This is a genomic window from Apilactobacillus sp. EABW-1NA, assembly GCF_030398685.1.
Taxonomy (GTDB): domain Bacteria; phylum Bacillota; class Bacilli; order Lactobacillales; family Lactobacillaceae; genus Apilactobacillus; species Apilactobacillus waqarii.
On the sequence record NZ_JAPDKO010000015.1, the window covers coordinates 1 to 26,409 of the forward strand.

The window sequence follows — 26,409 nt, forward strand, 5'->3', positions numbered from 1 at the left end:
TTTCATATGAATATCTATTATTAGCCATACAAAAAACACCTCCGAATTATGTTATTTTATCAAATTAAAATAATCATTTTATCGAAAGTGCTTTTATTTATCTGTTCAATATTATAACTTCAGTTCCCAGAGGTCTCTTTTTATTTAACATCTACATCAGAAGATAGCACGTAAGTATTATCATTGATCTTGTAGAAGTTGGTTTGTTCATCTTGGACTAACTTGGTAGATGTTAGTTTAGTTCCTTTTTTGTATGTGTCTTTCTTCAATGAATCAAGACGAGGAAAACTGTATTGACTTGTTTGATTATTTTTAACAATTAGTTCATATTTACCATTATGTTTTTTCTTTGTCACAGCGACGGTTTGATTAACTGCTTTCAATGTGGAATCAACGTTACTATTCTTGGTGGCAATACTAATAGCAGCGATGATGGCAATAAATAACAAGATAATGACGATTACAATTTTTGAAAATGTACTTTTCATTTTTTTCATTCCTTCTCATGTTTACTTTGCTACTTCATAGTATACAACTTTTACTGATAGAGCAATAAAAAAGTAGGTGCTTTTACTTTATATTAAAAAATAATTAGAATTAATCATTGACTTCTCATTTGTAAGCATGTATTATTCAAGATAATCAATCTGTACGAAAGAAGGTTATCCATTTGAAAAACGTAATTTTAATTTCATGTTGTTGTCAAACTGTCGTTAGCACAAATGTGGTAACCTTTTTAAGCGTGTAACTCGAGATAGTTTGACAGAAATTAATAAAAATTGAGTTATACGAACAAGAGACCACTGTTTGAGGCTAACATTATTGTTATCCTCGGGCAGTGGTCTTTTTCTTTTGATTGAGCACATACAAACACATAGGAGTGAAAAAATATGAAAAAGTTATTAGTAGCATCAGCAATGACAGCGTTAGCAGGGGTAACGCTAGCAGCATGTGGTAATAATTCAGGCGGTAACGATGCCAAGACACAAACATTAAATTTAGCAGCCACATCACAATTAAGTACTTTAGATATCTCAACATCTACTGGATATGGATCAACAGGAAATGCCTTTAGTAGTTTTTACAAGCTTGGTAATGATGGAAAACCAACACTAGATTTAGCGCAAAGTTCTAAGACTAGTAAGGATGGTAAGACATGGACATTTAAACTAAGAGATGCCAAGTGGAGTAACGGTAAGGAAATTACTGCCAATGACTTCGTATATTCATGGCGTCGGACTGTAAAACCTGCAACTAAGGCTGAGTACTCATACTTATTCAACGATGTTGAAAACGGTGAAGCTATCACTAACGGTAAGATGAACCCTGATAAGTTAGGGATTAAGGCTCTTAACAAACATACAGTTCAAATTAAGTTAACTAAACCAATCGCATACTTCAAGACCTTGATGGCTTATCCATTATTCGGACCACAAGACCAAGCTATCGTTAATAAGTATGGTGATAAGTATGGAACTAATGCTAAGTACATGGTTTACTCAGGACCATTCTCAATTGAGGGATGGAATGGAACTAATGATACTTGGTCATATGTAAAGAACAATAATTACTGGGATGCTAAGGACATCAAACTAAAGAAGATTAACTACACTGTTGTAGCTAACCCAACCACTAGTTTGAACCTTTACAACCAAGGTAAGATTGATGTGACTGCATTATCATCAGAACAATTAAAGAACTACAAGAATAATTCAGAATTGCATGATTACTCATATTCAATGACTACATTCCTACGTTACAACTTTAACGACCCTGATGAACAAAACAGAAAGATTATTAACAACAAAAACATTCGTAAGGCAATCTCTTTAGCAATCGATAGAGATCAACTAAACGAAAGTATTCTTGGTTTTAACACCAAAAAGATTACTGGATTCGTTCCTTACGGTTTAGCTAATGATCCAAAGACTGGCAAGGATTTTGCTGACCAACAAGGCGGCAAAGACTCGCTAGCTTACAACAAGAAGTTAGCTAAACATTACTATGAAAAGGGATTAAAGGAATTAGGCATCAAGAACGTGTCATTATCATTAATGGCTTCAACTGATGATGCCAACACTCCAGTTGCGACACAATACTTAAAGGCACAACTTGAATCAGTTCTTCCTGGTTTCACTTTAAACCTAAGAACCATTCCGGGTAAGTTAGCCAACGACAATCTAACTAAGGGTAACTTCGAAATTTCACTATCATCATGGGGTGGAGACTTCAAAGACCCAATTACCTTCCTACAAATTCCTGAACAAAACACACCTTACAACTTTGGTAAGTACAACGATGCTAAGTTTAACGCATTATTAAAGAAGGCTGGCACTACAGATGCAAATGACGCAAGCAAACGTTGGCAAGATCTAATCGATGCAAGTAAGGAACTAAACGATAATCAAGGAATTTCTCCACTATATCAAGTAAGAACTTACTACCTACAAAAAAGCTACGTTAAAGACGTTATTCACAACACTGCTGGTCCACAATGGAACTATACGAAAACTTTTATTAAAAAATAATTAAAAAGTGTTGACTTTTCTAACCACGCTCTTATAATAGTGTCAATTAGATAAATAAATAGCGATTATAAGAACAACTAATCAGAATCGTTTTAAGAGAGTGCTGGGTTGATGTGACAGCATAACGAACCTGATTAAAAGTTATCATTCTTTAGTTAGCCCACTGAAACAACAGTAAGTGGCGCCGGTAGCAACCGTTAAGTTGACAGCGTATCGATTTTTATCCGTACGTAGAGGATAGTCCTTTTAGACTATTAAATTAAAGGTGGTAACACGCGGAAGCGTCCTTAGACCCATAATAAGTATGGGTTTGAGGGCGCTTTTTTATTTATCAATCAGGATTAGGAAAGGAAGTGGTGACAATGCAATTACCGATTAGTGAGTTAGATGATGGACAGATTAATATTTTATTTTGGATTGCAGCGTCACCAAATAAGGTACGCTGCTAGAAAAGGAGCGTATTATTATGACAACTACTGAATTAGGATTAACCGCAACTGAAGAAAGATTAGCCAACGCATTGTTTGAAGCATACAAGACCAAGAAACCATTAAAAATGGATGAATGGGAAGATATGGTGTCTGATGAAGAGTCATCATATCGAGTTCAAAGAAGATTAATGGAATTAAAAGATGAAGATCTTGGTGGATACAAGATCAGTTTGACTAGTAAGCAAACCCAAGATATGTTCGATTCAAACGAACCACTATATGGGGCTCAAGTTAAATCACATTTCGTTCAATCACCGGTATCATTATCACTGAACAGTGAACTTATGGAGCCACTGGCCGAAGTTGAACTGGTCTTTAAAGCCAAAGAGCCATTATTACCAACCGATAGCCTAGAGGATTTAGCAAATAAGACCACAGTGTCATCAGGGGTCGAGGTTCCAGATTCAAGATTTTCTGATTGGTTCCCATCACTGTCTAAATACATGGTCATGTCAGACGCCGCGGTCGGCGGATACGTAGTCTATGGAGAAGAATTTGATACCAATAGTTTCTCGCTTAAAGATTTAGAAAATGTGACAACTACATTAAGTCATGATGGTAAAGAGGTGGCAACTGGAACATCTTCTGAAGTGTTAAGTAATCCTTTAAATTCACTTCAATGGTTGGTCAAAAAACTTGATGAACAAGACATTAGATTAGAGGAAGGTCAAAGGGTATCTTCAGGAACCTTCCTGCTCCCTCCACACCTAACCAAAGGACAATGGACAGCAACATTTAATCAAGGGTTTAGTGAAGTAAAATTGAATGTTAAATAAAAGTTATGAAAAAGAACATCCTAATAGGGGTGTTCTTTTTTGTAATAATTATGTAATATACATTGCTTTATTTTTTAAGAAAATATTAACTATAAAAAGTTGATATAACGGGTTATTCCTACGTTTACCATAATAATATTAATAAAATCTTAAATATTATTAACTTTTTTATACGTTTTTGTTACAATGTGATTGCAATGATATTGAAAAATTATAATAAGTTTATAACATATAGGTGGTATTTATGAATAATTATCAAGATAGAAAATTGCATTATAAAATGTATAAAAGCGGAAAAAATGGGTTGTTGCAGGTATTGTTTCAGCAACAATGTCTATTGTATTATTCCAAAATATTAATGATGTTACAGCAAAAGCTAGTCAAAATCAGATTACATATCCAGGTAGCTATGCTTCGACAGATTCCGGTAGTGCTAAAAGTGCATATTCAGCGTCATCTTACATAAGCGGATCAAGTTCTTCGTCTGTACCTAGCACTGATAATTCAAACAAATCAAGCTTAGCGTCGTCAACAAACTCTAATGCTGTGACTTCTTCATCAAGTTCAGATGTTATGAATCAATCATCTAATTCACATGCGTCATCAACAAGTTCAGACGTTTCAAATCAATCACAAAGTTCAAAATCAGCATCAACGAGCTCAAATTCGTCAGAAAAATCTGATTCAGCATCACAGTCTAATAAGTCTGTGCAATCATATGAATCGGTTTCCTTAAGTGTATCTTTAGCATCCAATGCTTCACAAAACTTAAAAGCACATACAAAGGAAATTGATGGAAAAACATACTTCTATGATTCGAACAACAATCAAGTTAAGTCAGCTTTGATTGATGACAATGACACATATTATTATTTTGGCCCTAATGGTTATTTAACTACATTCAATTCTAAATTTTCTAATGGATCAATCAATTCATCAGATAAGTTATCTATTTATACTCCTGACGGAAAGTCAATCACAAACATTGACGGATTTTTAACTGCCAACTCCTGGTACCGTCCAAAGCAAATTCAAGTTAGCGACACACAATGGAGAGATTCTACTAACTCAGATTTTCGACCATTATTAAGTGTATGGTGGCCTGACAAGACTGTTGAAATTAATTACTTAAATTACATGAGTAAAAACGGATTAGTTAGTGGTCATTTTGATAATAATAGTAGTGCAAACGATATCAACCAAGCAGCTGCTACTGTAAGATTAAGCATTGAAAGCAAAATTAAAGCGGATAATGGTGATTTAAGTGAGATTAAATCTTTATTTACTACTTTTGTTAACTCTCAAGATGAATGGAATGTTAATAGTGAAGACTATAATGTTTCTGATGGATTCCAAGGTGGAAATGTGGCTTATGGCAATAATTCACAAACTATAAATGCCAATTCAGATTATAGATTATTTGGTCGTACTCCATCCAAACAAGATGGTAAAGTTGATTACAAAGAAAGCAATTATTATGGTTATGAATTTTTGCTTGGGAATGATGTAGATAATTCGAATCCTACTGTACAAGCAGAAACACTAAACTGGTTATACTACCTTATGAATTTTGGTAGTATCACTCAAAAGGATCCAAATGGTAATTTTGACAGTGTTCGTGTTGATGCTGTCGATAACATGGATGCAGATATTTTGAATATCATTGGTGAATACTTTAAGAGTGCATACAAGATTAATGAAAACGATAGTAACTCCAATAATCATATTTCTATATTAGAGGATTGGAGTAAGAATGATGCTTATTATGAAAAGAATCATGGAACAAATCAAATGACAATTGATGGTGATTATTTAGGTGCCTTACAAGCTGACTTAATGAGCTCACCTTCAAATAGATATGATTTATCTTCTCTAATTACTTCAGGAGTTGTAGATAGAACAAACGACGATACTGAAAATACAAACATTCCTAATTATTCAATTGTTAGAGCTCATGATAATGGTGTTCAAAGTATTATTTCTAATATTGTGATTGATAAAATTGCACCAAATTCCACTGGATTGAATCCTACATTAGATCAAATAAGTAAAGCCTTTGAAATTTATAATAGCGACGAAAATAGTACTGATAAAAAATACACTCAATATAATATTCCAGCTTCCTATGCCTTAATATTAACTAATAAGGATACAACTCCAAGAGTTTATTACGGAGATATGTATACTGATAATGGACAATTCATGGCTAATAAATCACCTTATTATGATTCTATTTCTTCTATGCTCAACGCTAGAATAAAATATGTTTCTGGTGGACAATCGATGAATACAGTTAAAGTAGATAATGGCTTTGACACAATCTTAACATCAGTTAGATATGGAAAAGGTGCTTTGAAATCAACAGATGTTGGTGATGATATTACCAGAACATCTGGTATTGCGGTAATTGAAAGCAACAATCCTAATCTTAAATTATCTAGTACAGATAAAGTTGTAGTACATATGGGTGCTGCACATAAAAATCAAGAATATCGTCAATTATTAACAGCTACTGATTCTGGTATTGCTACATTTAATAGTGATAGTGCTAATGGGTACGTATTGGCCCGTACTGATGATAATGGTGACTTAACATTGGATGGGAGCGTCATAAAGGGTTATGCAAATCCACAGGTATCAGGATATTTATCAATGTGGGTTCCTTTGGGAGCATCTGATAGTCAAGATATCAGAACGGATCCAAGTACAACACCAACGACTGATGGTCAATCACTTCACTCGAATTCTGCATCTGATTCTAATGTAATCTTTGAAGCATTTTCTAACTTTCAAGATTTTGCTAAAACTACTAATCAATACGAAAATGTTGTTATTCAAAAGAACGCAGATCAATTTAAACAATTAGGATTTACGTATGTTGAGTTACCACCTCAGTATCGTTCAACTACAGATGGAACTTTCTTAGATTCTACTGTTCAGAATGGTTATGCATTTAATGATAGATATGATTTAGGATTTGGTACCCCAACTAAATACGGTACAGCTGAACAACTAACTGATGCGATTAAATCTTTGCATGCACAAGGAATTAAAGTAATAGCTGATTTTGTTCCTGATCAACTCTACTCTCTACCAAATCAACAAATAGTAGATGCATCAAGAGTAGATCCGCAGGGGACTCTTGAATCAACTAATTCATTCACGAACGTACTTTATGATACATTTAGTAAAAGTTCCGGAACAGATTATCAAGCTAAGTACGGTGGAGAATTTTTAGACAAACTGAAAGAGTTATATCCAGATTTATTTACCATAAAGCAAATTTCAACAGGACAACCAATCGATGCTTCTACTAAGATTAAGACATGGACTGCTCAATATCTTAATGGATCAAATATTCAAGGTAGAGGTTCACAATTTGTTTTAAGTAATTTAGGAAACAGTGGGTACTTTACAGTAACGACTAATGATAACAGTAATATTTCTTCTAGTTTTCTTCCAAAACAACTATACGGTGAAAATGTTCAATATGGATTAAGGAATATTAATGGGGAAATTAAGTATATTTCAACTAGTGGATATGTTCCTACAAATGCATTCTTAGAAGATGATAATGGAAATTGGTATTACATTGGTGCCGATGGAAATTTTGTTAAATCTCCAGAAAAAATTAATGGTGTTAATTATTACTTTGTATCTAATGGTGTTAATTTAAGGGATTTCATTTACAGAAATCCTGATGGGAAAATGTATTACTATCAAAGTAATGGTGCAATGGCAACTGTTGCTGGATATTACTATAGTAATAACATGGGTCACCAACTTTACATTAACAAGGATGGTACAGTTCACACTGGCCTACTGACTAATGGTGATAACGAACAATATTACGATGAAAACGGTTATCAAGTTAAGGGCGATATCGTTGTAATTAACGGTAAAAGAAAGTACTTTGAACCGACACTCGGTAATATGGTAAAGAAAGGCTATGTTTGTTATGAAAATAATTGGTATTATGCTGATAAGAATGGAGATTTTGTAACTGGCATTCAAAAGATTGGTACCGATTATTCATACTTTAATTCTGAAGGCATTCAAGAAAAGAATACTTTTGCCTTACGTAATGGAAAAATGGTTTACTTTGATAATGATCTTGGAAACATGGCAAGGGATACTTTCATTAATCGTAATGGAAAGATTTATTACGCTGACGATAATGGATATCTTTTAAAAGGTTATCAAGACATTAACGGTACAAAAGTATTCTTTAACGACGATTATACACAACTAAAAGATGTAATTGAAAATGTTAATGGCAAGTTAATGTATTTTGATGGCGGATATGGACATGCTTATACTGGTGGCTTCTTCGAAAAAAATGGAAATTATTACTATGCTCTTAGTGATGGTACTTTAGCAACTGGTAGTATTGACATTGATGGATATGGATATTATTTTGATGAAAATGGAATTCAAGTTAAAGGTAAAATTATTTCATTTAAAGATGGAACTCAAAAATACTATGAAGCTAGTCTAGGTCATTTGGTAGTTAGTCAACAAGAAGTGATAGACGGACATAAGTATAGATCTGATGCTGAAGGAAACATTGAATTAATTGATTCTAACTCAAATAATAGTAGTTCAGAATATCAAAGCAGTGCATCAAGCCATGAAGCACAAAGTAGCTCGAGTGCCCAAAGCAGTGCATCAAGTCATGAAGCGCAAAGTAACTCGAGTGCCCAAAGTAGTTCATCAAGTCATGAAGCGCAAAGTAGCTCAAGTGCGCAAAGTAGTGCATCAAGTCATGAAACACAAAGTAGCTCAAGTGCCTTAAGCAGTGCATCAAGTCATGAAGTACAAAGTAGCTCAAGTGCCCAAAGCAGTGCATCAAGTCATGAAGTACAAAGTAGCTCAAGTGCTCAAAGCAGTGCATCAAGCCATGAAGCACAAAGTAGCTCAAGTGCCCAAAGCAGTGCATCAAGTCATGAAGTACAAAGTAGCTCAAGTGCTCAAAGCAGTACATCAATCCATGAAGCACAAAGTAGCTCGAGTGTACAAAGCAGTGCCTCAAGCCATGAAGCACAAAGTAGCTCAAGTACACAAAGTAGTTCAGCAAGCCACGAAGCACAAACGAGTTCAAGTGCACAAAGTAGTGCTTCAAGTCATGGTGAACAAGGTAAGACAAGCGCTCATGAGAACGGAAATGGTGTTAGTCAAAACAAACTGTCTCAATCTCATGCTAATGATGATTCTGATAAAGTATTGAGTAATAGGGAATTAACAACTAATAATCAAGTTTCAAATGATCATAGTGTTAATAATCAAACTACTCAACACGTAAGCAATGTAAATACACTATCAAGAACCAAAACACGTGAAAATCAAAAGATTCAAAGCAAGATGTTAACCACTAAGAGTTTGAAACAGGTTAATAAACAAGCTTCTTCACTAGAAAAATTAGTGAAGAAAGAGTTGAAGCAATTAGATAAATTAAAAGCTGAACTTAAGAAACACAGTTCAAAGAAACTCAAAAAGGAATACAATGCTTTGTTACAAAAATATAAGGCTAATAAGAAGTACTACTTAGCCCTTGTTGCTGAACAAAACACTGTTGAAAAATATCTAAAGAGTGCCAAAAATCTTAAAAAAGATCAAAAGGCATTGAATAGATTAAACAAAAAGCTAGCTAAGGATAAGAAAGAATTAAAACGCCATAGCAGTAAAAAATTGAAGAAGACTTACGAAAAGGATATTAAGGGTAAAAAGAAACTTACTAAAGCCATTAAGAAGTATAAAGGTAACGAAGCTAAGTTGAAGAAGTCCATTGTTAATAACTTTAAGAAAGCCTCTTCTTTGAAAAGTGAGAAAAAATAATATTCTTGTATAAAAACTATCAGTGGAATTATTTCCCTGATAGTTTTATTTCGATAATTATGATTAAAGGAATATTAAAAACGCTTATGATTGTATGTCATATGTTAATAGTTGAAGCTAATTGTTATAACTTTGAATATAAAAATGCAATTCTTTGCTTTTATGTAAGTGAAAATATGAAATCAAAAGATAATAATTCAAAATTTCGTCTTAAATGTATAAATCAGGAAAAATTGGGTACTTTGCTGTGGTGGCTATGAAAGTTGCATCTGTTGCGATTTACAGTGAAAATACATTTATTAATGAAAACGTATACTTAAAGCGGATGCAGTAACTATTTCTTAAAGTAGTGACACACAATGTAAAGAGGTGTCAACTTCATGAACTACACCCAAAAGTTTGTAAAAATTTCGAGTTTTTTGTTTTATTAATATAAAAAATCACTAATGCTATTTTAATAATATTACAAAATTGTTACAATGTTATTATATCGATATGATGATTTTATATAGGGGGATTATATGAATATCAATAGTAACGAACGTAAGGTTCGATTTAAAATGTATAAATCTGGTAAACAATGGATTGTAGCTGGATTAACTACAGCAGTAATATCTATTGCTGTGTATGGTGGTTCTTCAATTGCCAATGGTGGAATTGAAGCTAAAGCTGATGCACAAAACGCAGCTACTTCTTCAATTGTGAATACTAATGATTCTACAAATAGTAGTAATGCTAATTCAATTGCATCTCTTCCTCAAAATGGTACATATTCAACAAATGATAACGGACAAACTTGGAAGTATGTATCACAAAATAAGGACATTCAAGGTTTATATAAGGATAATAATGATCAGTTAAGATATTTTAACGAATATGATGGCACTCAAGCCAAGGGTGATATTGTAAATGTTAATAATGACAATTACTATTTTGATAAAGACAGTGGTCAGGGACATAAGATAGATAGCTACACTGGGGGAAGCTACTCTGAAAGTAAGGTCAATAACCAGGATGGTTGGATTTATAAATCAAGTGATAACAATGATGTTAAAGGAGTCGCTACTGTCGACGGTAATATTCAATATTTTGATCAAAATACAGGTCTGCAATTAAAAGGTGGATCTGCGCAAATTGGTGGAGTCGATTACTATTTTGACCCAAACAAGGGTAATTTAGTTGGAAAAGTTGATCAAGTAGTAAACTCAAATTATTATAGCGATAATAAGTTACTGGATAGCAACAAAAATGTAGTTAAAGGTTTAGTAGTAAATAATGGTCAGTTACAATATTTTGATACATCTAACGGTAATCAGGCTAAGAATAAGCAAGTAATAGCTAATGGAATTACCTACTATTTTGATACTAATGGAAATGGTCAATACTTGTTTACTAATACAGGTAAGAGTGCTGTTAATGACTTTACACAAAGAAATGCTGCTAACAGTGTTAACCCAAGTGATTACAAAAATGTTGTAGATGGATTTTTTACAGCAGATACTTGGTACCGTCCAAAACAAATATTAGATAATGGTACTACTTGGCGTAATTCAAATAGTAATGAACTCCGTCCTATGATTACTGCTTGGTGGCCAAACAAGGATGTTCAAGTTAATTATTTGAAATTAATGCAAAATAACGGACTATTAGATAAAAGCCATTCGTATTCAATACAATCTGATCAACAGACATTAAATCAAGCAGCACAGAAAGCTCAAGTAAATATTGAAAAGAAAATTTCACAAACGGGGAATACTGATTGGTTAAATGATTTGTTATTTAAAGGAAACGGCGATAATCCATCATTTGTGAAGCAACAGTATATTTGGAGTTCAGATTCAGAATCGCCATGGCAAGGAGATGCATGGTTTCAAGGTGGATATTTAAAATATGGCAATAGTGTCATGACACCAAATACTAATTCTAATTATAGAGATTCTAATAACTTGTTTGATTTCTTGTTAGCTAATGATGTAGATAATTCAAACCCTGCAGTTCAAGCGGAGGACTTAAATTGGCTATACTACTTAACTAACTTCGGAACTATTACCGCTAATGATTCTAATGCTAATTTTGATAGTATTAGAATTGATGCCGTTGATTTTATTAGTAACGATATTATACAAAGAAGTTATGATTACTTACGTCAAAAGTTTAATTTAATGCAAAATGATGCAAATGCTGATTCGCATATTTCGTTAGTTGAAGGTGGAGTGGATGCAGGAACTACATCTTATAGCAATGACGGATTAGTTGAGGCACCATTCAGACTGGATGCTTATCCATTGCTACATAAGCAAGATGGAGACGTATTTAAAAACTTAATAGATGAAGAAGATTCTGGAATCGACATTTCAAATCATAATGGAGAAACCAATACAAATAATACTATTGGTGGAATAACTCTATCTGGTGGAAAACCTAACTATTCAATTGTTCATGCCCATGATAAGGATGTTCAAGAAAAAGTAGGTCAAGCTATTATCGATACAACTGGAATTAAGGATTGGACTGACTTTACACCAAGTCAATTAGCACAAGGATTAGAAACTTTCTATAATGATCAAAGACAAACAGTAAAAAAATACAATGATTATAATGTGCCTAGTGCATATGCAATCATGCTAACTAACAAGGGAACAGTTCCTCGTATTTATTATGGTGATATGTACCAAGATGACGGTCAATTTATGCAAAAGAAGAGTCTTTATTATGATGATATAGCAAACTTGATGACTGCGAGAAAGAAATATGTATCTGGTGGTCAATCTATGGTTGATAATAATGGAATTCTAACAAGCGTACGTTTTGGTAAAGGTGCCAATACAGTTAGTGATTCAGGAACAGCAGATACAAGGAATCAAGGTATTGGATTAATAGTTGGATCTGACCCCAAAAAGGTTTTAAATGATGGGGATACCGTTGTTTTACACATGGGTGCAGCCCATAAGAACCAAAAATATCGTGCCTTGATGCTAACTACTGAAAATGGAATTCAAAATTATAATTCAGATGATAATGCACCAGTTGCTGAAACAGATGATAATGGTGATTTAGTTTTCAGTAACAAAGATATTAATGGTCAAGCTAACACTGCAATTAAACAAGTTGCCAATCCAGAGGTGAATGGTTATCTAGCAGCATGGGTTCCGGTTGGGGCTTCCGATGACCAAGATTCAAGAACAGCACCATCCACTAGTCAAAATAATGATGGTAATGTTTTGCACGAAAATGACGCACTAGATTCAAATCTTATTTTTGAAGGATTTTCTAACTTCCAACCAACTCCAACAAATCATGATGAATATGCAAACGTTGTAATTGCTAAGAATGCGTCACTATTTAAGGATTGGGGTGTAACAAGTTTCGAAATGGCACCACAATACAGATCTAGTCAAGATCATACATTCGTTGATTCTACAATCGATAACGGTTATGCTTTTTCAGATAGATATGACTTGGGATTTGGTACACCAACTAAATATGGAACAGATGAAGACTTAAGAAATGCAATAAAATCTCTTCATGATAATGGTATGCAAGTAATGGCTGATGTAGTATACAACCAATTATATAATTTGCCAGGACAAGAAGTTGTATCTGCAACCAGAGCAGGTGTTACTGGTAATACAAATGCATTACCTTTTGGTACTCAATTGTATGTAGTTAATACAATCGGTGGTGGAGATTATCAAAAGAAATATGGTGGAGCATTCTTAAATGAACTGCAAGAACAATATCCATCATTATTCAAATCTCAAAATTACAAGTATTACTACAAAAATTATGCTAATAATGGTGCTGGACCAGGTTATTTAACAGTTAATGATGCAGAACGTTCGGATATTCCATATAATCAACCAATCACTGAATGGTCAGCTAAGTATATGAATGGAACTAATATTCTTGGACGTGGTATGGGTTATGTATTAAAGGACTGGAATACAGGTGATTATTTCAAGTTAAGCGGGAGCGATTCAACACTACCAAGTAGTTTAACTTACAAGAGCGGTTGGGTTGAAAATCCTGATAGTACTTGGTCATACTATGAAAAGAATAATGTTGACAAATTAACTGGATCTCAAGTTATTAATGAGGAAAGAGTTTTCTTTGATAATAACGGTATTCAAGTTAAAGGAGGATGGGTAAAAAATTCAAATGGTACCTATTCTTACTATGACAAGAATAGTGGAAACATCCTAACTGGTGATCAATTAATCGACGGTGAACATTTCTTCTTTGATAACAATGGTGTTCAAGTAAAAGGAAAATGGATAAAGAATAGTGATGGGTCTAAGTCATATTACGATTCTCACTTAGGAAAACTTATAAAGACGGATAAAAAAGTATCTTCTAATGCTCGAAAAAAGAAATCTAAGGAAGAATTATTGTATGAGAATGCCTTAAAAGTTTTAAGAAAAGATAAGAAACGTCTCGATAAAAATAAGACAAAGGCAAATATCAGAAAATATAATAAATCTCTAAAAAAATATCGTAAAGCAAAGAAGAAACTTTTAGCGATTGCTAAGAATAGAGTTGCTAATGCTAGAAAAGCGATTAAAATTGCTAAAAAAATTCTTTCTAAGAGAAAAAATATTAATAATGAAAAAAGATATTATAAAGCTCTAAGAGAATATTATGTAGCGGAAAAATCATATTTGAAAATTACTGGAAATTACAATAAGAAGTATTATTACGAATTTGATAAACTTACTCCAAAAGTCAAAGTGGTTAAGAACATTTATTCCTATAAGAGTAGACATTTTACTAAAAAGAATAGAGTTAAAAAGATTAAAAAAGGTACTCTTGTTAGAGTTAAAAGTATAGTTCGAAGTGGTAAAGTCGCTCGAATTAATATCGGAAATGGTCATTTTATAACTTCATCTAAAGATTTTATTAAGATGTTTAAATAAAAAACAAAAAGACACTGAAAGTGTCTTTTTTTATGCTGATTTAAATATAACCTTTAAAAAATTTAATATTAATTTAATATCATGTAATCTGTTTTTATGTAATATATTCCTTAAAATAAATGTTAATAGGTTATTTTTAGTAATAAAACTTAAATGTTATACGTTTGAAATATTATGTAATTATTAAAAAAATCTTAAAAATAATAATGATTTTTGTTATAATTGTTTTGTCGATACTCGAAAAAATGGAGGATTACTATGGATTTTAATAATGAAAAAAAATTACATTACAAGATGTATAAATCTGGCAAGCAATGGATAACTGCCGGAATTATTACAGGTGCAATGGCAATTACTTTTGTTAGTTTTAATGGTAATTTGTCAGCACATGCTTCATCCGCAGTTAATTCAGATAGTAATGAAAAAGTAAGTAAAACTAGTGAAGAACAAAATGTAAAATCTGATTCTTCTGATAAGCTTACATCAGGAGCTTCATCAAATGCTGATAGTAGTCAAGAAAGTAGTAGCAGTGTCTCATCATCAGCTTCTAGTGCTGGTTCATCATCTGCAATTTCTAATGCTGGCTCATCAACTGTATCTTCATCTGATTCTAGTGTAAGCTCACAAGCTGTAACTGTTGCAGGTGCAAACGAATCAAGCGCTGCAAAAAGTGTTAGCCCACAACTAGCATCAAATGCTTCAGATGATTTTAAATCACACACTAAATACATTGATGGAAAAACTTATTACTACAATGACAATACAGAAGTTAAATCACAAGTTATCGTTGATAACGGTTCTTCCTATTACTTCGGTCCAGATGGTGTTTTAACAAACACAGCCAATAATTTGGCATCTGGAACAATTGCCGCCTCTGATAAGACAGCAATTTATTCAGCAGATGATAAAAACATTACTAATGTAAATGGATTTATTACAGCAGATTCATGGTATCGTCCAAAACAAATTCAAGTAAATGATAGTCAATGGAGAGACTCCACTTCAAATGATTTTAGACCACTACTAAGCGTATGGTGGCCTTCAAAAAAGGTAGAAATTGACTACTTAAATTACATGAGCAAACAAGGACTAGTTTCTGGCAAGTTCAGCTCAAACAATACCTCTGATCAATTAAATCAAGCAGCTGCCACTGTAAGATTGAACATTGAAAAGAATATTCAATCAAATAATGGTAGTGTGGATAAGATTAAGACCATTTTTACCAACTTTGTAAATTCTCAATCACAATGGAATATGACTAGTGAAAACTACGATTTAAATGATGGATTCCAAGGTGGATCATTAATTTATGGAAACAATTCTTTAACCCCAAACGCTAATTCAGACTACCGTATTATCAACAGAAACCCATCTCAACAAAACGGTGTTTTAAACTACAACAAGACTAGTTACATAGGCTATGAATTCTTATTAGCTAATGATGTAGACAACTCAAATCCAACAGTTCAAGCCGAAACACTTAACTGGCTATACTACATGATGAACTTTGGTACCATCACTCAAAATGATAAAGATGCTAATTTTGATGGTGTTCGTGTTGATGCCGTTGATAACATGAATGCTGATATTTTGGATATCATTGCTGGTTACTACAAGGATGCTTATGGTATTAACAAAAACGATAAGAATGCTAATGATCATTTAGCTATCCTTGAAGATTGGAGTGCCAATGATCCTCAATATTTAAAGGATAAGGGCTCTAACCAAATTACCATTGATGGTGGTTACAAGGATGCACTAGCTAATGTATTAACTAATGATCCTAAAAAACGCTCTGACATTGCTAAGCTAATCACTGCGGGTGTGGTTAACAGAAGAAAGGATAGTACATACAACACTGCTATTCCTAACTACTCAATCGTAAGAGCCCATGATGCGGGTGTTCAAACTGTTATTGCTCAAATCATTCAAGACAAGATTAACCCAACTGCAAATGGATTAAATCCAACATGGGATGAAATTAACAAGGCGTTCAAGATTTACAATGCCGATGAAAAGAGTACTAACAAGAAATATACTCAATACAACATTCCATCAGCTTATGCTTTAATGTTGACTAACAAAGATACAACACCACGTGTATATTACGGTGATTTGTACACTGATAATGGTCAATTTATGGCAACTAAGACTCCATACTACAATTCAATTAGCGCAATGCTAAAGGGAAGAGTTAAGTATGTTGCTGGTGGTCAAGCTATGAAGACTGTTTCAGTAAACAAGGGTAAGAATAAGGTATTAGTTTCAGTTCGTTTTGGTAAGGGTGCTAATACTGTTACCTCAAAGGGAACTAAGCAAACTAGAAAATCAGGTATTGCAGTTATTGAAAGTAACAACCCTAAACTTAAGTTAGGTAAAAAGGATAAGGTTGTTATCTACATGGGTGCTGCCCACAAGAACCAAGCATACCGTCCATTAGTGAAGACTACTAAGAAGGGTATTGCCACTTATGCTACTGACAAGAGTGCTAAGAAGAGTGTTATTTACACCGATTCCAAGGGGCGCTTAGTTCTTACTGGTTCAGCAATCAAGGGATATGCTAACCCTCAAGTATCTGGATACCTATCAATGTGGGTACCAGTTGGCGCATCTGCAAAACAAGATGTTAGAACTGCTGCAAGTACTAAGACAACTAAGGATGGTAAGTCATACCACTCAAACGCTGCTCTAGATTCAAACGTTATCTTTGAAGCATTCTCTAACTTCCAAAGTATGCCAACTAAGCAATCAGAATATTCAAACGTTGTAATTGCTAAGAATGCTAAACTATTTGCTGGTTTAGGATTCACTAATATTGAATTACCACCACAATATCGTTCAACAAATGATGGAACATTCTTGGATTCAACCGTTCAAAATGGATACTCATTTAACGATAGATATGACTTAGGATTTAACACACCAACTAAGTACGGTACTGCAGAACAATTGACTGCAGCAATCAAGGCATTGCATGCTCAAAACCTAAAGGTATTAATGGACTTTGTTCCTGATCAACTATACATGTTGCCAAAACAACAAGTTGTTTCAGCAACCCGTGTTAACCAATTAGGTGTTCTAAGTGATAAGACTAACTTGATTAACATGCTATATGATTCATACAGTCAAGGTTCAGGTACCGATTACCAAGCTAAGTACGGTGGGGAATTCTTGAGTCAACTACAAAAGATGTACCCAGACTTGTTTACAACAAAACAAGTATCAACTGGAAAGACAATTGATCCATCAACTAAGATTAAGGTATGGGATGCTAAGTACCTAAATGGTTCTAACATCCAAGGTCGAGGTGCTGAATATGTATTGAGTAACTCATACGGTGCTGGATACTTTACAGTATTAACTTCTGATAATCTGGGAATTCAAGCAACTGTATTGCCTAAGGAACTATTAGGACAAACTGTTAACTATGGTTTGACTAATATCGATGGTCAACAAAGATACATTACTCCTAGTGGTTATGTTGCAACCAACTCATTCTTAAAGGATGAAAGCGGCAACTGGTACTACGTTGATGCTCAAGGTAACTTTGTAACTACACCAACTATCATCAATGGATACGAATATTACTTCCTACCAAATGGTGTGAATGTTAGGGATGCAATGGTTACAAACCCTGACGGAACAATGACTTATTACCAAGCAAATGGTATTCAAGCACAATCATCAGGTTACTACTTGAGTAACAACATCGGTAGAATCATTTACATCGATAAGAATGGATATGCTCATAAAGGATTCTTGAACACAGGTAACAATATCCAATACTTTGACAAGAATGGATACCAAATCAAGGGTGGATTTGTAACTACCAAGGGCATTAAGCGTTTCTTCGCTGCTGGATCTGGAAACCTTGTGAAGAACAGTTTCTTCTCCTCCGGCAATAACTGGTACTATGCAAATGCTAAAGGATACGTTGTTAAGGGCCATCAAACTATCAATGGTAAGAAGTACTACTTCTACAGTGATGGGGTTCAAGCTAAGAACAAGATGGTTGTAAACAAGAACAAGACCATTTCTTACTACAATGCATCTAGCGCACAATTAGTTACTAAGTCATTTAAATATAAAGGCAAGACAATTACTGTTAGAAAGGGCGTAATTTATGCTCCTAACAAGTTAATTGTTACTTCTGCTGGTAAGTTCTTACTAAACGCAAAGAGCCAAGTTAGATCAGGAGCTCACAAAATCTCTGGTAAGTACTATGCATTTGATGGCAGCGGAAAAATGAAAACTTCTGGTACTACAAAAGTTAGATCTGTTACCTACAAGGTAAGAAAGAATGGAACTGTTAACTTTAACACCGGAAAAATAGTATCTGCTAAAGATTTGAAAGCTGTTAAGAAACAATTAGCTGCAAAGAAAAAAGCTGTTAAAGCTGAAACTAAGAAAGTATTAGCTGCTAAGAAGGCAGTTAAGAGAAATAGTTCTAAGAAAAATAAAGCAACATACAAAAAAGCTACAAAAAATTTGAGAGAATTAAAAGCATCAGTAAAGCAATTTAATTCATATATTGAAAAGTTTAATAAACGTAAGTAACGAAAAAAGAATGCCATTTTGGCATTCTTTTTTTGTGTGTTATGATGTTTTTATCAATTAAAGCGAGGAAATAATATGAAATTAAGAAAAATGTGGTCAATTACTTTTTGGGTTTTATTAATCGATTTTATTGCATTAAATATTGTAGGAGTTACGGCAATTAACTTTAATATTTATAACAATGATCACCAAATATTAGGGCAGATGGATCCAGGAATCATGAGAGCTGTATTTGCGATTGCACTGTTGGTATTTGCAAAACGACATTGGAAAATCAATGTCATGCATGAACACGGTGGATACTCTCATATCTTTAAAGAGGGATGGCTGCTAATAGCTTTAACAATTATTAATATGACACTAGCAAGTGACACTCTAGTATGGAAAAACCTTCTTCATAATATGGATGCTCAAAATATCATTTTATCTTTTGGTATTGGACTTATTGAAGCGTTTTTTGTAGGGATGTTTGAAGAGATTTCCATTCGTGGTGTTATGATGGGTGCAATGCTAAAAGGCTTTAAGAAGTATCCTGTAATGAAGAGTATTTTCTTCTCTAGTATGGTCTTTGGTTCTTTGCACATGTTAAATTATTTAGTTTCACCATTTTGGGATACTACTAACCAAGTTATATATGCAGCGGGACTGGGATTTGTATTAGCTACTGTGTACTATATTAGCAAAAATATTTGGGTTTCAATTAGTTTGCATGCATTGATGGATTACTCTGCTTTTGTTTTTTCTATGCATTCTAATTATGTTAATACTTCTGCAACAAATAAAGTTGATATTTTATCGTTACTAATATTTATAGTGGGGATTATTTCATCTTATGTATCTTTGATTGTATATAATCGTAAACAAGGTAAAAAAGCTTGGTTATATTAATTACAAAAGCAACGAATTAATTTCGTTGTTTTTTTTATACATTTGTTAAATCAGTGATATGCTACACAAAGTACAAAGGCGCTATAATAACTGTTAATATTTAAAATGTTAAAATTATCTTAAGGCGAAATAAAATTATTGTGTTTTTATTCACAATACATATAATTAGAGTTGTGAAGAAAATATAAATGAAAATATTACAGAATAGAGAAGGTATTACAATATGAAAGTTATTGTTATTGGTTGTACACATGCAGGTACATTCGCTGTTAAACAAATTTTAAAGGAACACCCAGACGCACAAGTTACTGTATATGAAAGAAATGACAACATCTCATTCCTATCATGTGGTATTGCTTTATACCTAGATGGTAAGGTTAAGGATCCTCAAGGATTATTCTACTCAAACCCTAAGGAACTATCTGATTTAGGTGCAGACGTTAAAATGCTACACAGTGTTAAGTCCGTAGATACTGATGCTAAGACTATCGAAGTTGAAAACTTGGATTCTCACGACGTATTTACTGATAAGTACGACAAATTAGTTATGACAACAGGTTCACGTCCTGTTCTTCCTCCAATCGAAGGTCGCGATAACAAGAACGTATTCTTCTGCAAGAACTGGCACGATGCTCAAATCCTATTTGAAAAGGCTAAGAACCACAAACGTATCGCCGTTGTTGGTGCTGGTTACATCGGTGCTGAATTAGCAGAAGCATTCTCAAATCATGGTCACGAAACTACTTTAATCAACAGTGACAGCCACGTGTTATCAAAGTACTTTGACAAGAAGTTCACTGACAAGATTGAAGAACTATACACTGACCACAACGTAAAACTAGAACTAGGTGTTCGTGTTCAAAAGTTCTCAGGTGATGACGAATTAACTTTATCAACCGGTGATCACGATATTAAGGCAGATATGGCCATCCTATGTGTTGGTTTCCAACCAAACACTGAACTATTAACTGGTAAGGTTGATATGATGGACAATGGTGCTATTATCACAAATGAATATATGCAATCATCAAACCCAGATATCTTTGCTGCAGGTGACAGTGCTGCTGTACACTTCAATCCAAGTGAAACTAACGAATACATTCCACTAGCAACTAACGCAGTTCGTCAAGGTATTTTAGTTGGTAAGAATATTGAAAAACCTACAACTAAGTACATGGGAACTCAATCATCATCTGGTTTACAATTATATGATTACGCTTTAGTTTCTACTGGTATGACTGTTGGTATGGCAGAAAGAAAGGGTATGAAAGCAAGCTCAGTAGTTGTTGAAGATAACTACCGTCCAGAATTCATGCCAACAACTGAAAAGGTATTAATGGAATTAGTATACGACCCAAGCACTCGTCGTATCTTAGGTGGATCATTAATGAGTCGTTATGACATTTCTCAATCAGCTAACACCTTATCTGTTCTTATCCAAAACAAGAACACAATCGATGACTTAGCTATGGTTGATATGTTATTCCAACCAAACTTTGACCGTCCATTCCACTACCTAAACATTTTGGGTCAAGCTGCTCAAGCGCAAGAAGAAAAGTAAAATTATTAATTAAATTAGAAAAATTCCCTAAAAATTTCATTTTAGGGAATTTTTTTATAGCTATTTTATTTTTATTGGATTATTATTACAAGATGAGGTGAGAAAATGAAAAAAATTATAAATAGACTAACCGCTAAGAACATTTTGATGTTAGTGATTAGTTTTGTTTGTATGTTCTTTTTAACAACAGCTTCGCCGTTCTACGCATTTAACAAATCAGTAGACGCGAATACAATGTATACTGTTGGAAAAGGATTACTACACGGATTACTTCCCTACAAGGATTTATTCGATAATAGGGGACCATTAATTTACTTAATTCATTCCGCAAATGCGATCTTTTCATACAACTCTTTTACATTTATCTATGTAATTGAATCATTGTTGTTGTTCCTAGATATCGCGTACATTAACAGAATTCTATCAATGAAATTAAGTGCTAGAACAGCAATGTTCTGCAGTTTCTTATTTATCCCATTGGCATTTACAAGTCGTATCTTCTACTATGGTGATTTACCAGAAGAATACGCAATGACCTTTGTATTAATCTTGCTTTACTCATGTATTAAATATAACTGGTTTGACATGCCACGTCGTTACTACATAGTTAATGGATGCTTTGTTGCAATTCTATTTTGGATTAAATATTCATTAGTTATTCCATGGGTAATATTCTTTATTTATGTTGGTTTAGCATGTCTATTCACTAAACGCTTTAAGAAGTTGTTTGTGATTATCTTAGACGCGTTAATCGGATTCTTATCCGTTACATTACCTATCATTATTCTTTATTGGGCCACAGGAGCCTTAAAATTCCTATTTAACGACTACTTCTACTTAAACTTGACGCATTACCATGTGCAAAACGCATCGCTCGCATACACGCTATTTAAGATGGAATACCCAACATTTGGTTTTTCCCATCACTTAGTGATCATCCGAACTGTTTACTATCTAATGATTGCAATATTCATTTGTTCGGTTGTTAGATACATGCGTGAAGCAAAGATGCACGATAGTAACAAGATATTGCTTGTACTAATCGTCTTCATCGATATCATAGCAACATATGAAGTTGGTGGTGCTAGTTTTTCATACTATCTATTTGCGTGTGAACCATTCATCATCTTCTACTTGTTCGAATTAGGATTGCTAGTTGATAAGTATCTATACAACAAGAAGTACTTAATCTGGGCATTATCCGTAATTGCTTTATTGGGAATCTTTGTTACAAACAGAAATTACCGTACAAGCTTACATTACTCAAAGCCTAGCCAATCATATCAATATGAATATTCAAAGATTATTAACAAGTCTAAAGATAAGTCATTATTGAACTACCGTTTCCTAGATGTTGGTTTATATACTTACACTGGAACACATGCGGATAATCGTTTCTTTATCAGAAATAATATCAATTACAAGCCAATGTATGATGCTCAACGTGATTACTTACATTCACTAAAATATAAATTCGTTGTTGCTAAATACCGTAAAGGCTGGAGACTATGGAAAGTCGATACTAGATTCCTAAAGAAACACTACACCAGACTTCGTCATATGAGATTTAACTATCAAGATCATAGCGAAGGTTGGATTGACCTATACGTAAGAAAATAGCACAAAAAAGAGGACTCAAACGAGTCCTCTTTTTATTTGGTTTTAATTATTCATTATCATTTGATTTAACTTCGGCTTGTTGATTTCTTGATTTATGGTTCATACCATAAACAAAGTAAATAATCATACCAATAATGAACCATACCAACGCATAAATCTTAGCATCGTTATCTAGACCCCAGAAGACTGCTAGTGATGCTAGGAACCCTAAAGCAGGCATGATAGGGAAGAATGGTTCTTTAAAGCCAGGCATATTAATGTCTTTTCCTTCACGTTTTCTAAGTGGGTAAATTCCGATGGAAACGAACATGAAAGCAATCAAAGTACCAGCTGAAATTAATTGAGATAGGAATGTAAATGTTAGGAAGGCACCAATAACAACTGAAATGACAGTCATAGTAATGATTGCATTTAGAGGAAGGTGATTTTTCTTACTAATTTTACCTAGGAATTTAGGTAGCATACCATCTCTACCAAATGAGTATAGTAGACGTGATCCTGCCATCATCATACCGATTAAAGCAGTAAACATACCTACAACGGCAATAATTTGAACAACTGAAGCAACAATTGGATGACCAGCTTGACGAAGGGCCCAACCAACAGGTTCAGCATTGTTAGCATAGTTGGTGTATTTGAACATACCAACTAGTACTAGTGATACAGCAACGAATAGTGTGACAGCAATTACTAGAGAACCAATGATACCTCTAGGCATTGTCTTTTGTGGATTCTTAGCTTCTGCAGAGTTTGCAGCAATTGAATCAAATCCAATGTATGATAGGAAAATTACTGAAACACCAGCGTAGATTCCGCTAAAGCCACCGAAGTTTGTACCATCAGCATTAACATGGTGAGCAGGAATAAATGGAACATAGTTGGCGAAGTGAATTGCAGTAGCTCCAACAACGATAAATACTAATACAGCAGCTACTTTTAAAATTACTAATACATTTTCAACGCGAGAAGTTTGTTTATCACCACGTGTAATCAAAAACATAACGATTAAGATTACAAAGACGGTACAAATATCAACTAATCCACCTTTTGCACTAACTGGATTGGCTAAGTATGTAGGGAAATTAATTCCAAGTGGTGCGATTAGACCTCGGAAGTTAGCCGATAGACCAGCTGCAACAAAGGAAACTGCAATGAAGTATTCAGCTAGGAGTGCCCATCCAGCAACCCAACCCCAGAATTCTCCAAAAACAACATTAATCCAGGAATATGCTGAACCAGCGAACGGCATGGCTGAAGCCATTTCAGCGTAAGATAAAGCAACTAATCCAGCAACGATTGCAGCGAGCAAGAAAGAAATGGTCACTGCAGGACCTGCATTGTTAGCAGCTACGATACCAGGAAGAGTAAAAATAGCAGTAGAAACAATTGTTCCAACTCCTAAAGCAAGGAAATCCTTGGTAGTCAATGATCTGACCAAGTTAGAATCCTTTTGCTCATAGACACTAGGGTCTTCTTTTCGATTCATTCGTTTGAATAGATTCGCCATAAAAATTACCTCTTTTCGTATGTATAAACAAGATGGCATCTCGTTTATTAAAAAATGATTAGAAATTGATTATATTTTAATCGTTTTTGTTAATTTGTCAACAAGTGTTTGTAAATGATAAACAAACGTAACTAATATTCTAACATGAAAATAGCCACCCTTGAATAGAAAAAGGGTGGCTAAATTAGTTTTAATATGAATTATTTTGTTTTCTTATTAAATCTAACAAAGTATAGGATTGTCATTAAAGCTAAGAAGACGATCCCTACAATCAATGGAATTCTTGTATCATCATTGAAGAACATAAATACTAAAGTAATGAATAGTACTAGTAGTGTTAGATAGTTTGAGAAAGGAGCAAAAGGCATCTTGAACGGATGATTAGCTAATTTCTCTGGATGTTGCTTTCTAAACTTAAGTTCAGACATGATGATAACAAACCATGGAACCATACCGGGTAGAACGGAGGAACTGTATACATATACGAATACCTGACTTGCACCCTTATAGAATAGTGGTAGTACTACGTTTAGGATAACTCCTAATAATATTCCGGTTGCAATGGAAATTACTGAAATGTATGGCACTCCGTGCTTGTTAATTTTGTTATATCTTTCAGGTAATTGGCCTTGTTGAGCCAATAAGTATGACATACGACTTGAACTATAGATTGCTGAATTAGAACCTGATAGAGCAGCTGTTAAAACAACAAAGTTGATAATTGAAGCAGCAGCAGTGATTCCGACTTGAGAGAAGGTTTCTACGAAAGGAGAACCAATGTTAGCAATTTTATCCCAAGGGTAAATTGATAGCATTACGAAGATTGATCCGATGTAGAAGATTAGGATACGACCAATAGTGTCTTGGATAGCTTTAACTAGAGTCTTCTTAGGGTTTTCAGCTTCACCTGCAGTCACACCAATTAATTCAATTCCTTGGTATGAAGCAAAAACAATTGATAGAGCAAAGAAGAATCCTTTAACACCACCGGTAAAGAAGCCATGTGACCAAAGATTTGAAATACCAGTAGGTCCGATTCCGTTGAATCCTAAAACGATAATTACTAGACCAACAATGATCATTGCAATAATAGTAACAACCTTAATTAAAGCAAACCAGTATTCCAATTCACCAAAGGCACTAACTGAGATTAAGTTGGCAATACATAAGAATACTACCGCGATAATACCAGGTACCCAAGATGGAATTGATGGCCACCAGAATTGCATGTAAGTACCAATAGCAATCATTTCTGAAATACCAACGACAACCCATTGGAAAATGTTAGACCAAGCGGTCAAGTAACCAAAAACAGGGTGCATGTATTCAGATGCAAAATGTGAGAATGAACCACTAATTGGGTTATCGTATAACATTTCACCTAACGCTCTCATAATTAGATATAAGAACACACCAGCTATTGCATATGCTAGTAATACAGATGGACCAGTCCATTCAATGGTGGACTTGGCACCCATAAATAGACCAACCCCGATTGTTCCCCCAAGGGCGATCATTTGCATTTGTCTAGAGCTCAGCTTACGCTCTAACTTCTTTTCTTGCTTTTCTTCTGCCAATATATTTCACCATCCTATAAGAAATTATGTAATAAAAAACCTAGCACTACATTATCTATTGTACTAGGGATTTTATAAAATTGCATAACCAATCCAATATAATTAAATAATTTTTAAATAATTAATCAAAATTGCTATAACATTGGTTTGATTTTA

The 26,409-nt window shown here is 33.9% G+C and carries 11 protein-coding genes and 1 pseudogene; 9 read left to right on the forward strand and 3 right to left on the reverse strand.

The window, feature by feature from the left end:
- Positions 1 to 140: 140 nt before the first annotated feature.
- Positions 141 to 488: a hypothetical protein gene (locus OEZ61_RS05335; protein WP_034532221.1), complete on the reverse strand. Its 348-nt coding sequence runs from the start codon at positions 486 to 488 to the stop codon at positions 141 to 143.
- A gap of 402 nt (positions 489 to 890) precedes the next feature.
- Between OEZ61_RS05335 and OEZ61_RS05340 the strand changes: the two genes are divergently transcribed.
- The 9 genes and pseudogenes from OEZ61_RS05340 to OEZ61_RS05375 all read left to right on the forward strand — a co-directional run bounded on the left by OEZ61_RS05340 (position 891) and on the right by OEZ61_RS05375 (position 23,169).
- The gene (locus tag OEZ61_RS05340) at positions 891 to 2,528 is read left to right on the forward strand and encodes a peptide ABC transporter substrate-binding protein (RefSeq protein ID WP_290047115.1); all 1,638 of its coding nucleotides are present in this window, start codon (positions 891 to 893) and stop codon (positions 2,526 to 2,528) included.
- A 466-nt stretch (positions 2,529 to 2,994) separates the two neighbouring features.
- A complete protein-coding gene (locus tag OEZ61_RS05345; RefSeq protein ID WP_248597120.1) occupies positions 2,995 to 3,795 on the forward strand; it encodes a 2-keto-4-pentenoate hydratase in 801 nt (266 codons plus the stop codon).
- Positions 3,796 to 4,039: 244 nt separating this feature from the next.
- Positions 4,040 to 4,096 (forward strand): annotated as a pseudogene (locus tag OEZ61_RS08195) (KxYKxGKxW signal peptide domain-containing protein); the annotation flags it as partial.
- Between the two features lie 29 nt (positions 4,097 to 4,125).
- Positions 4,126 to 9,630 carry a glycoside hydrolase family 70 protein gene (locus OEZ61_RS05350; RefSeq protein WP_290047116.1) on the forward strand — a complete coding sequence of 1,835 codons (5,505 nt, stop codon included), beginning with the start codon at positions 4,126 to 4,128 and terminating at the stop codon, positions 9,628 to 9,630.
- A gap of 521 nt (positions 9,631 to 10,151) precedes the next feature.
- A complete protein-coding gene (locus OEZ61_RS05355) occupies positions 10,152 to 14,543 on the forward strand; it encodes a glycoside hydrolase family 70 protein (protein ID WP_290047117.1) in 4,392 nt (1,463 codons plus the stop codon).
- 258 nt (positions 14,544 to 14,801) lie between these two features.
- Entirely contained in the window at positions 14,802 to 19,100 is a 4,299-nt protein-coding gene (locus OEZ61_RS05360) for a glycoside hydrolase family 70 protein (RefSeq protein ID WP_290047118.1), read from the forward strand.
- Positions 19,101 to 19,175: 75 nt separating this feature from the next.
- Positions 19,176 to 19,988: a type II CAAX endopeptidase family protein gene (locus OEZ61_RS05365; RefSeq protein WP_248604425.1), complete on the forward strand. Its 813-nt coding sequence runs from the start codon at positions 19,176 to 19,178 to the stop codon at positions 19,986 to 19,988.
- Between the two features lie 223 nt (positions 19,989 to 20,211).
- Positions 20,212 to 21,549, forward strand: a complete 1,338-nt coding sequence (locus OEZ61_RS05370; protein ID WP_054450637.1) for an FAD-dependent oxidoreductase — start codon at positions 20,212 to 20,214, stop codon at positions 21,547 to 21,549.
- A 105-nt stretch (positions 21,550 to 21,654) separates the two neighbouring features.
- The gene (locus OEZ61_RS05375; protein ID WP_290047119.1) at positions 21,655 to 23,169 is read left to right on the forward strand and encodes a hypothetical protein; all 1,515 of its coding nucleotides are present in this window, start codon (positions 21,655 to 21,657) and stop codon (positions 23,167 to 23,169) included.
- A 46-nt stretch (positions 23,170 to 23,215) separates the two neighbouring features.
- Here the strand turns inward: OEZ61_RS05375 and OEZ61_RS05380 are convergent, their stop codons facing one another.
- The gene (locus tag OEZ61_RS05380) at positions 23,216 to 24,676 is read right to left on the reverse strand and encodes an amino acid permease (RefSeq protein WP_053795836.1); all 1,461 of its coding nucleotides are present in this window, start codon (positions 24,674 to 24,676) and stop codon (positions 23,216 to 23,218) included.
- Positions 24,677 to 24,876: 200 nt separating this feature from the next.
- The gene (locus tag OEZ61_RS05385) at positions 24,877 to 26,199 is read right to left on the reverse strand and encodes an amino acid permease (RefSeq protein WP_248605910.1); all 1,323 of its coding nucleotides are present in this window, start codon (positions 26,197 to 26,199) and stop codon (positions 24,877 to 24,879) included.
- Positions 26,200 to 26,409: the final 210 nt, after the last annotated feature.